10 protein-coding genes are annotated in these 11,617 nt (G+C 69.8%); 9 read left to right on the top strand and 1 reads right to left on the bottom strand.

Annotated features, from left to right (window positions below; genetic code table 11):
- Window positions 1–42: 42 nt before the first annotated feature.
- The 3 genes from AC3B5T_RS10215 (at window position 43) to AC3B5T_RS10205 (ending at window position 2,335) form a co-directional block, all read left to right on the top strand.
- Entirely contained in the window at window positions 43–1,155 is a 1,113-nt protein-coding gene (locus tag AC3B5T_RS10215) for an acyl-CoA dehydrogenase family protein (protein WP_014925279.1), read from the top strand.
- Between the two features lie 148 nt (window positions 1,156–1,303).
- Window positions 1,304–1,777 carry a DUF350 domain-containing protein gene (locus AC3B5T_RS10210; RefSeq protein ID WP_488358583.1) on the top strand — a complete coding sequence of 158 codons (474 nt, stop codon included), beginning with the start codon at window positions 1,304–1,306 and terminating at the stop codon, window positions 1,775–1,777.
- A gap of 99 nt (window positions 1,778–1,876) precedes the next feature.
- Window positions 1,877–2,335, top strand: a complete 459-nt coding sequence (locus AC3B5T_RS10205) for an SRPBCC family protein (protein WP_010842870.1) — start codon at window positions 1,877–1,879, stop codon at window positions 2,333–2,335.
- Between the two features lie 82 nt (window positions 2,336–2,417).
- Here the strand turns inward: AC3B5T_RS10205 and AC3B5T_RS10200 are convergent, their stop codons facing one another.
- Window positions 2,418–3,218: an HAD-IIA family hydrolase gene (locus AC3B5T_RS10200; protein WP_010842871.1), complete on the bottom strand. Its 801-nt coding sequence runs from the start codon at window positions 3,216–3,218 to the stop codon at window positions 2,418–2,420.
- Window positions 3,219–3,317: 99 nt separating this feature from the next.
- Between AC3B5T_RS10200 and moeA the strand changes: the two genes are divergently transcribed.
- From moeA to AC3B5T_RS10170, 6 genes are all read left to right on the top strand, one after another.
- A complete protein-coding gene (gene moeA / locus AC3B5T_RS10195) occupies window positions 3,318–4,559 on the top strand; it encodes a molybdopterin molybdotransferase MoeA (protein ID WP_488358582.1) in 1,242 nt (413 codons plus the stop codon).
- A gap of 103 nt (window positions 4,560–4,662) precedes the next feature.
- Window positions 4,663–5,394 (top strand): phosphatidylserine decarboxylase, encoded by a 732-nt coding sequence (locus tag AC3B5T_RS10190; protein WP_055475704.1) that lies wholly within the window; start codon window positions 4,663–4,665, stop codon window positions 5,392–5,394.
- Window positions 5,395–5,420: 26 nt separating this feature from the next.
- The gene (locus AC3B5T_RS10185) at window positions 5,421–6,470 is read left to right on the top strand and encodes a CDP-alcohol phosphatidyltransferase family protein (RefSeq protein ID WP_231632690.1); all 1,050 of its coding nucleotides are present in this window, start codon (window positions 5,421–5,423) and stop codon (window positions 6,468–6,470) included.
- Complete coding sequence (locus tag AC3B5T_RS10180) at window positions 6,467–8,758, top strand: AAA family ATPase (RefSeq protein WP_488358581.1); 2,292 nt, start codon at window positions 6,467–6,469, stop codon at window positions 8,756–8,758. The genes AC3B5T_RS10185 and AC3B5T_RS10180 overlap by 4 nt, the downstream gene beginning before the upstream one ends.
- Before the next feature lie 259 nt (window positions 8,759–9,017).
- Window positions 9,018–10,697, top strand: a complete 1,680-nt coding sequence (locus AC3B5T_RS10175) for an MFS transporter (RefSeq protein ID WP_488358580.1) — start codon at window positions 9,018–9,020, stop codon at window positions 10,695–10,697.
- On the top strand, window positions 10,694–11,527 hold the full coding sequence (locus AC3B5T_RS10170; protein WP_488358579.1) for a universal stress protein: 834 nt from the start codon (window positions 10,694–10,696) through the stop codon (window positions 11,525–11,527). The genes AC3B5T_RS10175 and AC3B5T_RS10170 overlap by 4 nt, the downstream gene beginning before the upstream one ends.
- Window positions 11,528–11,617: the final 90 nt, after the last annotated feature.

Here is an 11,617-nt window from a genome sequence, read left to right as displayed (position 1 = left end):
CCCCGGCCACGACTCTCTTCAGACCTTCACCAAAGGAACACCATGGATTTCGAGCTTTCCGAAGAGCAGGGGATGCTGCGCGACACCGTTCGCGAAGTCCTCACCAAGACCTACGACGTCGAGACACTGCGCAAGGTCACCGACACCGATCTCGGCTGGAGCGAGAAGGTGTGGAAGTCGCTGGCCGAGATCGGCATCCTCGGCCTGACCTTCCCGGAGAACGAGGGCGGCATGGATGCCGGCCCCGTCGAATTCACCAGTGTCATGACCGAACTCGGACGCGCACTGGCGCCCGAGCCCTACCTCGACTCGGTCCTCGTCCCCGGCTCGCTCCTCGGGCTCGCCGACGACGCGACTCGCACCGAGCTGCGCACCGCACTGGCCTCCGGCGAACTCCTGATGGCCTTCGCCCACACCGAGCCCGGTGACCGCTGGCCGGAGGCGCGGGTCGAGACGACCGCATCTGCCGACGGTGTCCTGAACGGCACCAAGAGCCTTGTCGGACATGGTGATTGCGCGGCCAAGCTGATCGTGTCGGCCCGCGACGACAACGGTGTCGGCCTCTACCTCGTCGACGCCGACGCCGAGGGCGTCACCCGCACGCCGTACCGGACGCACGATCGCCGACGCGGCGCGCAGTTCGAGTTCAACGACGTCAAGGCCACGCGGTTGGGCACCGGCGACGCGTCGCAGACCATCGCCGACGCCGAGGTGGGTGTCCAGACCGCGCTGTGCGCCGAGGCCGTCGGCGCGATGGAGCGCAGCCTGGATCTGACCGTCGAATACCTGAAGTCGCGCAAGCAGTTCGGCGTCACGCTGTCGGCCTTCCAGGCCCTCACCCACCGCGCCGCCGACATGTACGTCCAGCTCGAACTGGCGCGCAGCCTGAGCCTGTACGCGACGTCGGCGCTGGCCGACGGCATCGCCGATCCCATCATCGCGTCGCGGGCGAAGCTGCAGATCTGCCGGTCCGCGCGCCTGATCGGTCAGGAAGCGATCCAGATGCACGGCGGTATCGGCATGACCGCCGAGTACCCGATCGCCCACTACGTGAGCCGACTGACGGCGATCAGCCACACTCTCGGCGACGCGTCGGACCACGTGACCCGTCTCGCGGAGAACGTCGACAACTACGACATGCTCAGCGTCGGCTGACACCGCACCTTCCGGACACGCGCCGGAAGGGGTGCTGCCGGGCTGCGCCCCGGCTACTGTCCTTCAGCGAAGGTCCTTCTGCGCTTGTGGCGTACGAGGCTTTCGCTGAAGTCGTTGTCGGTAGTCGTCGTGAGGCGAGAGGAACCGGATGGAACTGCTGCGGGACAACCTGGCCGCGGGCGCGTCGTTCAGCCTGGTCGCAATCGCCTTGCTGGTCCTCGGATTCGCCGCACTCGACCTGGTGACGCCGGGCCGGCTGCGGCAGTTGGTGTGGATCGAGCACAACCGCAACGCGGTGCTGCTGACCACGTCGATGGTCATCGGTCTCGCGATCGTGCTGGTCTCGTCGGTCATCGACACTGAACTGCTGGAGTTGTGGCGCGCGCTGCTCTACACCGCGGCCTACTCGGTGCTCACCATCGCGGTGATGATGTGGTCGTTCGTACTGATCGACTGGCTCACTCCCGGGAAGCTGGGCACGCTGCTGTTCGACGGGTCGGCGCGTGACGACGCCGCTCCGGACGCCGGCCGACGGGCCGCCGACGAGCACCCCGCGGGCTGGATCACCGCTGCCGTGTTCGTGGCAGTGGGTGCAGTCATCGGCACGACCCTGCTGGTCTGAGTCGACGCGACGTCGCTGGTCCGCGCATTTTCCGGGTTGACTCGAGCACCGGAACATGCTTATTGACCCTCGGCCAACAAGCCCATAGGGTGAGCGACCATGACCGCAGCACTCATCGAGGAGTCCATCGACATCGCCGCCACGCCCGAACAGGTGTGGTCGGTGATCTCCGATCTGAAGCGCATGGGCGAGTGGAGCCCACAGTGCAAGAAGATGATCGTCCGCGGCGGCACCGTCGGGTTGGGGACCAAGACCATCAACATCAACCGCCGGGGGCCGCTGGTGTGGCCGACGACCGCCAAGGTCGTCCGCTTCACCCCCAACCAGGAACTCGGCTTCCGGGTCGCGGAGAACCACACCATCTGGAGCTACACCATCACCCCGAAGGACGCCGGCGTCACGGTCACCGAGCGCCGCGAGGTCAACGGATCGACCACCAAGGTGTCTTCGGTGCTCGTGGACAAGCTCTTCGGTGGGGCCGAGTCGTTCGAAGAGGAACTCAAGCTCGGGATGGCCGAGACCCTGGGCAAGATCAAACGCGCCGCCGAGACCAACTGACCCCTCCGCTCCCTGAGGTGCGAGGAGCGCAAGCGACGAGCCTCGAAGGGTCTCGCAAGCTCGCTCCTCACGCGATCATCGGTCAGGTCCCGCTGAGCTTGCCGATGAGCTCGGGGAGGTCGGCCACCGAGTCGATGATGTGGTCGGGGTAGGGCCCGAACTCGTCACGCTGCAGCGCATGCAGCGCCTCCTCGCGGAACTTGCCGGTGCGCACCAGCACCCCGATCAGGGCCGCGGCCTGGGCGCCGAGGACGTCGTTGTGCATGTCGTCGCCGACCATCACCACCTGGGTCGGCTCGAGGCCCAGGATCTCGGTGGCCGCCCGGAAACCGACCGGCGAGGGCTTGCCGATCGCCTTGATCTTTGCGCCCGAAGCCTTTTCGAGCCCCTCCAGGTACACCCCGGTGTCGATGCTCAGACCGCTCGCCGTCGACCAGGTCATCGAGCGGTGCATCGCGATCACCGGGACGCCGTCCAGGAGCATCTCCAGGACCTTCGACAGCGTCGCGTGCGTGAACACCGAACCGGCGCCGCCGAGCACCACCACCTCGGCCGACGAGGGGTCGTCGGTCAGCTCCACGCCGGTCATGTCCTCGGCGATCGGCCCCTCGTTGAGCACCCACACGCGCTTGCCCGGATAGGTGGCGGCGACGTGTTCGGCGGTCAGTTTGGCCGCCGAGAGGATCTCGTCGGCCCTCACCTCGAAACCGGACGAGTTCAGCGCCTCGGCGATCTCGCCGCGCGAACGGGACGTCGTGTTGGTCAAGAACATCCGTGGAACGCCCTGATCGGCGAGGTCGGCGATCGCCTCGACCGCACCCGGCAGCGCCTTCCACGAGGTGACCATCACCCCGTCGATGTCGAGCAGCAGACCCAGCGCCATGCGCACGAATGTAGTCCTCGGGCAGCTGGGTCGCAGGACTGGCCCGGCCACCTGCCGGGACGCGGTGGCGCCCGCGCCGGCACCTGGCATGCTGAGCCCATGCGTACCGTCGTAGAGCATCAGCGCGTCGTCGCGGCGTTGTTCGGCGCGCCCGAACAATCGAAGGCCGCAGTGCCCGAATCCCTGGGCCTGGCCACGTTCACCGACGTCGACGCCCCGCTCTCGCTGCCCGGCTTCGACAACTCCGCGATGGACGGATTCGCCGTGCGCGCCGCCGATCTCGCGGATGCGAGCCCCGACAACCCGGTCACGCTGCCGGTCGCCGCGGACATCCCCGCCGGCCGCACCGACGACCTCACGCTCGAACCGGGGACCGCGCACCGGATCATGACCGGCGCCCCGATGCCCGGGGGCGCCGACGCGGTGGTCCCCGTCGAACTGACCGACGCCGTGGTGGGCCCGGTGGCCGCGGCGGCGACCGTCACCTTCACCGCGGCGCCCGAGCGCGGCAGGCACATCCGGCGCGGGGGCTCCGACATCGAGTTCGGCACCCGGGCGCTGCCGGCCGGCACGGTGATCGGCGCGCCGCAGATCGGCTTGCTGGCCGCATTGGGCATCGCCGAGGTCGCCGTCGCCCGCCGATTGCGCGTGGTCGTGCTGTCCACCGGTTCCGAACTCGTCGAGCCCGGAAAGCCGTTGCGGCACGGGCAGATCTATGAGTCCAACGGCGCCATGCTCACCGCGGCGGTCATCGAGGCCGGCGCGGTCGGTCGTCATCTGCACTTCGTGCCCGACAACACCGCGGACTTCGCCGCGCGGCTCGACGGGGTCGCCGACGACGCCGATCTGATCATCACCTCGGGGGGCGTCAGCGCGGGCGCCTTCGAGGTGGTGAAGGACGCACTGTCGGCGACGGGGACCGTCGAGTTCGTGAAGGTGGCGATGCAGCCGGGTATGCCCCAGGGGTGCGGCCACTTCCCCTCGTCCCGCGGGGGCCGGGTACCGATCATCACCCTTCCGGGCAACCCCGTCAGTGCGCTCGTGTCCTTCGAGGTCTTCATCCGGCCGGCGTTGCGCGCCGCGATGGGACTGCCTGCCGACCGAGATCGGATCAGGGCACGTCTCTCCGCCGACATCCGCTCACCCCGCGGCAAACGACAGTTCCTGCGCGGCGTGCTCGCCGCGGCGAACGTCGACGGGACTGTCGGAGTCGCCCCGATCGGTCCGCCCGCATCCCATCACCTGCGCTACCTCGCCGAGGCCGACGCGCTGATCGACGTCCCTGCCGACGTCGAGGCAGTCGAGGCCGGATCGCTCGTGGACGTGCTGGTCCTGCGCTGACGACGAGGTCCGCGGGGGCGGCGCTCTAGAGTGGACGCCGATGCACCCGGCGATGCGGTGCGCACATGTACCCGGCCTGGACACAGGCCAGAGGAGGTTGATCGTGGCCCGACGTCCGCGTCCGGACGGCTCCGGTGACACCGGCCGTGTCGCCCATTTTCTCGATCTGGCCCGAGAGACCATCCCCCCGATCCACCCGGCGGGCGCGCCGTTCGTCGCCGCGCCGGCCGCCGTGGCCCTCCTGGGGCGTCGGCACCGCTGGATCGCGCGGCCCGCCGCGCTGACCGCCGGGGCGTGCGCGGCCTTCTTCCGGCATCCCAAGCGTGTCCCGCCCACCGAGCCCGGCGTGGTGGTCGCTCCCGCAGACGGGACCATCGCCCTCGTCGACGAAGCCGTTCCGCCCGCCGAATCCGGCCTGGGCACGCAGCCGCTGCCGCGGGTCTCGACCTTCCTCTCGATCTTCGACGTCCACGTGCAGCGCGTGCCGATCGCGGGCACGGTGACGACCGTGACGCACACGCCGGGCGCGTTCGTCTCCGCCGACCTGCCCGAAGCCAGCCGCGACAACGAGCGCACCACGATGACCATCCGCACCACGGCCGCAGGCGGCGCTCCCGGCCCCGAGCTGGCGGTCGTGCAGATCGCCGGTCTCATCGCCCGGCGCATCGTGTGTGAACCGAAGGTCGGGGACTCGCTGGCGATCGGCGACACCTATGGGCTGATCCGATTCGGGTCGCGTGTCGACGTCTACTTCCCGGCCGGTACCCGACCCCGCGTCTCGGTCGGGCAGCGTGCGGTCGGCGGCGAGACCCCGTTCGCGTACCTGGATCAGTGAACTCCGGCCCGGTGAACTCGACCGACATGACCTCCTCCGGCACGAATCCCGGGCGGCGACGCCCCGGATCACGCACCGCCCGCACCCCGACGGCGCGATCGGCCAGTCGACACGCGCAGGCGCATCCGGCTCCGCAGAAGGCGCCGGAGCGTCGGCGTCTACGACGCCAGGCACAGGCGAGCCGCATCGTCATCCCGTCGTCGCTGACGATCCTCGCGATCTGCGCGGGACTGACGGCGATGCGTTCGGCGATCAACGGCGACGTCGACACCGCGATGGCACTCCTGGTCGCAGCCGCGTTCCTCGACGGCATCGACGGCCGGGTCGCACGCCTGATGGGAGCGACCAGCCGGATCGGCGCCGAGATCGACTCACTGGCCGACGCGATCAACTTCGGCGTGGTCCCGGCGATGATCATCTACTTCCACTTCATCGACGGCCACGACCTCGGCTGGGTGCTCGCCCTGATCTACTGCTGCGCCATCGTGCTGCGGCTGGCGAGGTTCAACACCCTGCTCGACGACGATGACGCACCTGCCTATACGCGCGACTTCTTCGCCGGCGTCCCCGCTCCCGCCGCGGCGATCGCAGCGCTGCTGCCCATCGGTCTGGAGCAACAGTTCGGCGAGGGCTGGTGGACGTCGCTGCCGGCCGTCGGCGGATGGCTGATCCTGGTCGCCTTCTTGGCCGTGAGCCGCGTCCCGACCTCCTCGTTGAAGACCGCGTCGATCCCGCCCGGCGCCGTGGCCGGCCTGCTGGTGTTGGTCGCCGCGGCCGCGGCACTGCTGGTGACCTTCCCCTACGTGCTGATGATGATCGCGATCGCCGGGTATGTCCTGCACATCCCGTTCGCGTGGCGCGCGCGTCGCTGGGTCGCCTCCCGGCCCGAGCACTGGGAGGACAAACCGGCCGAACGTCGCGCCCAGCGCCGTGCCCTGCGCACGGCATCTCCTGGTGGCCGTCGACGCCGGCCGGTCATCAACTCGCTCGGTCGGCTGGGCCTGAACCGTCCGACCGGCCCCGGCGTCCCCGCGGCCCGCGCCACCGGCGAGACGACCGAAAGCGAGCCCGAATGAGCGCACCCGCCTCCCTGACGCTGACGGCGCGTCACAATCCCTCGGCGGCCGAGGCCCGGCGCGGCATCATCCGCGTCCACCCCGAGGTACTCACGGCTCTGGCGCTCCGGGAATGGGACGCGGTGTCGATCACCGGCGCCCGCGTGACGGCGGCCGTGGTGGCCGCGACCGAGGCATCCGCACCCACCGGCGTGGCCCTCCTCGACGAGATCGCCTTCTCCAATGCCGGTGTCCGCGAGAACTCGACGGTCGTGCTCGCACCGGTCGCGGTGCAGGGCGCGAGCCGGGTGGTGGTGAGCGGTTCGGCGTTGGCCACCCAGTCGATCACCGAGTCGACGCTGCGCCGTGCACTGCTGGGAAAGGTCCTGTCCGTCGGTGACGCGGTCTCGCTGCTCCCCCGCGACCTCGGTCCCGAACTCGCCGCCACCGAGGCCACCCGTGCGCTGGCGCGGTCGGTCGGGATCACCTGGACCACCGAGTTGCTGACCGTCACCGCGACCGAGCCCGGCCCACCGGCGGACGGGCAGGTCTCCGCGCCCGTGAGCGTGCAGACCAACACCGCCGTGCTGTGGTCGACGAGGGCGGGCGAGGTGGCGCCGCTCGGCGACCGCACCGGGCCGGGTTCGCCCCGGATCCCCGGCGCCCTCGGCATGGTGTCGGAGACCGAGTCGCGTCGGCCGGTCGTCGCGCCCGCCCCTTTCCGCGAGCCCGCCCGGGAGCCCGACGTGCCGGTCCGGCCGGTGTCGGAGCTGGTCGGCGTCGATTCCCAGATCACCAAGCTGACCGAATGGCTGACGATCACCCTCGACGAGCCCGACGTGCTGCGCACCCTGGGCGCGACGCCGCGTCTCGGCGTCCTGGTGACCGGCCCGGCGGGCGGCGGCAAGGCGACACTCGTGCGGTCGGTGTGCGCGTCGCGCACGCTGGTGACGGTCGACGGCCCGACGGCCGGCGCGACCCAGGCCGAAGCACGCCTGCGGACCGTCGCCGAGGCGGTCGCCCGCGCCCGGTCCGCGGGCGGGGTCCTGTTGATCACCGATGTCGACGCACTGCTGCCCGCCGAACCCGAGCCGGTCGCCGCCCTGATCCTCGACGAATTGCGCTCGGGCATCTCCGATGGTCGGATCGTGCTCGTCGCGACGACCGCCGAACCGGTACGCCTCGACGCCCGGTTGCGCGACCCGTCGCTCTGCGATCGCGAACTCGTCATCGGGCTACCCGACGCCGCGACCCGTGCGCGGTTGCTGTCGGCGATCCTGTCGAACGTCCCGACCGACGGCGACCTCGATCTCACGTCGGTCGCGTCACGCACCCCGGGATTCGTCGCCGGCGATCTCGCCGCCCTTGCCCGGGAGGCCGCGCTCCGCGCCGCGACACGTGCGAGCGCCGAGAAGTCCGCGCCGTCCCTGCGCACCGAGGACCTCGTCGGCGCCCTCGACGTCATCCGTCCGGTGTCCCGCTCGGACTCCCCCGAGGTCGCACTGGGCTCGATCACGCTGGCCGACGTCGGCGACATGGTGGAGACGAAACAGGCCTTGACCGAGGCGGTCCTGTGGCCGCTGCAACACCCCGACACCTTTGCCCGGCTCGGCGTCGACCCGCCGCGCGGGGTTCTGCTGTTCGGTCCGCCGGGCTGCGGCAAGACTTTCGTCGTCCGCGCGCTCGCGGCGTCGGGCCAGCTGTCGGTGCACACGGTCAAGGGCGCCGAACTGATGGACAAATGGGTCGGGTCGTCGGAGAAGGCGGTGCGGGACCTGTTCGCGCGAGCCCGCGAATCGGCACCCTCGCTGATCTTCCTCGACGAGGTCGACGCACTGGCCCCGCGCCGTGGCCAGTCCACCGATTCCGGTGTCGGCGACCGCGTGGTCGCCGCATTGCTCACCGAGCTCGACGGCGTCGAACCGCTCCAGGATGTCGTCGTGCTCGGCGCGACGAACCGTCCCGACCTCATCGATCCGGCTCTCCTCCGGCCCGGTCGGCTCGAACGACTCGTCTTCGTGCCGCCGCCGGACGCCGACGCGCGCGGGGACATCCTGCGCGCCACCGGGCGAGACGTCCCGCTCGACGGAGTCGACCTCGACGAGCTGGCCGCCGACCTCGAGGGGTATTCGGCGGCGGACTGCTCGGCGTTGCTGCGCGAGGCCGCGCTGTCGGCGATGCGCCGCGACATCGACGCCGCCTCGGTGACCGTGGCCGACGTCGACGAGGCCCGCCGGCGGGTGCGACCGTCTCTCGACCCCGCGCAGGTGGCGGACCTGAAGGCCTACGCGCAGCGTCGTCTCGACTGACCCCGCCGCGAGCATCGACCGTGCGGGCTTTTCCGTCGACTGGGCAGGGGATTCCGTCGACTGGGCGCTGAATTCCGTCGACTGTGCGCTGGTGAGTCCCGGAACACACTCGGAATAACCTTCGATAGTTGCTGGTTACAACAATCACGCTTTATAGTTGCAGCAATCAACCAATCCGGTACGCCGTCGCGCGTCCCGGTTCGCTGCCCGCCCCGGCTCCGGTCGCCGCGGGCAGCATTCTTTCTCGGAGGTTTGTTTTATGAGTGCACCCGCTTCCGCGGTGGCGCCGGCCGAAGACGTGCCGATGACTCATCGTCAGAAGATCAACGCCCTCGTCGGCCTCTTGCTCGGCATGTTCGTCGCGTTCCTGTCGTCGACCGTGGTGTCCAACGCCCTGCCCACGATCATCACCGACCTGCACGGCAGCCAGGATCAATACACCTGGGTCGTCGTCGCCACTCTGCTCGCATCGACCGCAACGACGCCCATCTGGGGCAAGTTCGCCGACCTCGTGAGCAAGAAGCTACTGGTCCAGGGCGCGCTGTTCCTCTTCACACTCGGTTCCGTCCTCGCCGGACTGTCCACGTCGGTCGAGATGCTGATCGGCTTCCGCGTCGTCCAGGGCTTGGGCCTCGGCGGTCTGCAGGCCCTGGTGGTCATCGTCGTCGCGACGATGTTCAGCCCGCGCGAACGCGGCCGGTACCAGGGACCGATGGCCGCGGTGATGTCCGTCGCAACCGTCGCCGGGCCCCTGATCGGCGGCGTCATCGTCGACACCAGCTGGCTCGGCTGGCGCTGGACGTTCTACGTCTGTGTCCCCCTTGCCGTCATCGCTCTCCTCGTCATCCAGCGCACACTGAACGTCCCGGTTGTCCGCAAGAAGGTCAGCATCGACTACCTCGGCGCGGTGCTCATCGCCTCGGGCGTCAGCACCCTGCTCGTCTGGGTGACGCTGGCAGGTAAGAATTTCGACTGGGCATCGCTGACCTCGTACGGACTGGTGGCACTCGGAGTCGCCCTGCTCGCCGCGGCCGTCTTCGTCGAGTCGAGGGTGTCGAGCCCCATCATCCCGCTGCACATCTTCCGCGACCGCACGACGACCCTGGCGACTCTCGCCAGCGTTGGCGTCGGTGTCGCTTTGTTCGGCGGCGCGGTGTTCCTCGGGCAGTACTTCCAGATCGCGCGCGGTTACTCACCCACCGCGGCCGGCCTGCTGACTCTGCCGATGGTCATCGGTTCGATGCTCTCGGCGACCGTGTCGGGCAACCTGATCACCCGGTACGGCCGGTGGAAGCGATTCCTCGTGGCGGGTGCCGCGATGATGACGATCGGCTTCGGCCTGCTCGCGACGATCGATGCGCACACGAACATGGTCCTGGTCGGTGCATTCCTGTTCATCCTGGGCTGCGGCATGGGCATGACCATGCAGAACCTCGTTCTCGCGGTGCAGAACAACGTCAGCCCCGACAACCTCGGCGCGGCGACCTCGACGGTCACCTTCTTCCGCTCGCTCGGCGGAGCCGCGGGTGTCTCGGTGCTCGGCGCGATCCTGTCCAACCACGTCACCGACCTCATCGCGAAGGGCCTCGGGGCCATGGGCATCGGGTCCGGACAGACCGGTGGCGGGGCTGCCGGCCTGGCCACTCTGAACGAACTGCCGGCTCCGATCGCAGCCATCGTCCGCGGCGCGTACGGCGACGGCACGGCCCGGATCTTCTTGGTCGCAGCGGCCATGGCGGCCCTGAGCTTCATCGCCATCACGCTCATCAAGGAAGTCGCCCTCAAGACGATGAGCAGCGATGAGGAACGCCGCGCGCAGGAGGCTGCCGCCGCCGACGTGGCCGTACCCGCAACCGTGGCACCGTCCGCGGTCGGTCTCGTCGCGGACGACGCCTCCGCCGTCGGGACGCGGACGGGCGACGCCACCCGCGCGCGATGAACACCATCGCCGTCGGGGTGGACCTGAGTCCCGAATCCGAGGCGGCCGCCCGTTGGGCGGCCGCCTCGGCCCGCGTCGGGGACCGTCTGGTGCTGATCCACGGATTCGCGGCCACCGCAGCGCTGCAACCTCTCGGTGAGTTCGACCTCGACTTCGACGTCGCCGCGACGCGCCGGGCAGCCGTCGCCCACGTGTCCTCGATGGCCACCCGCCTGGCCGCCCAGCATGCCGGTCTGCGCATCGACACCATCGTCGAGCACGACTTCGCGATCCCGCTCCTCACGCGGGTGTCGGACCGGGTCGACCTGATGGTCCTGGGACACCATCGGCCCGGACTGATCGAACGTCTCACCACCGGGAGCATCAGTTCCGCGCTCTCGGCGCGGTCGCACTGCCCGGTCGTGACCGTCCCGTACGGCAACCTCGCCACCGGTGGTCCGGTCGTCGCGGCGATCGACGTCGATGCCCCCTCCGATCTCGCGCTGTCGGCCGCGTTCGAGTACGCCGATGTCACGGGGTGCCCGGTGGCGGTCGTGTGCGCGATATCGGACGCGGCGCCGCCCGCCCAGATCGAATCCGTGTACGCACGCGCCGACGCGCTGCTCGCACCGTGGCGCCGACGCTTCCCCGACTGTGACACGACACTGCAGCTGGTCAACGGCAACCCGTCCCGCGCGGTCAGCGAGGCGGTTCCGCAGGCCTCGTTGCTCGTCGTCACCCGCCCGCGCGCGGGAAGCACCTTCGCGGCCTGGGCGGGTTCGGTGGCCCGCGCCGCGCAACATCACACGCGATGCCCGATAGCGATCGTGGATCACAGCCGGACATCTTGATGGCCGGCCTCGGTGCGAGGAGACCATCGAAACGGCTCGCCCACATGGACATCCACCGCGCCTGAAACTACTCTTGTTAGGTCCGTTCAG

The organism is Gordonia sp. G4 (assembly GCF_057770005.1).
This window is presented reverse-complemented; position numbering and strand designations above follow the sequence as displayed.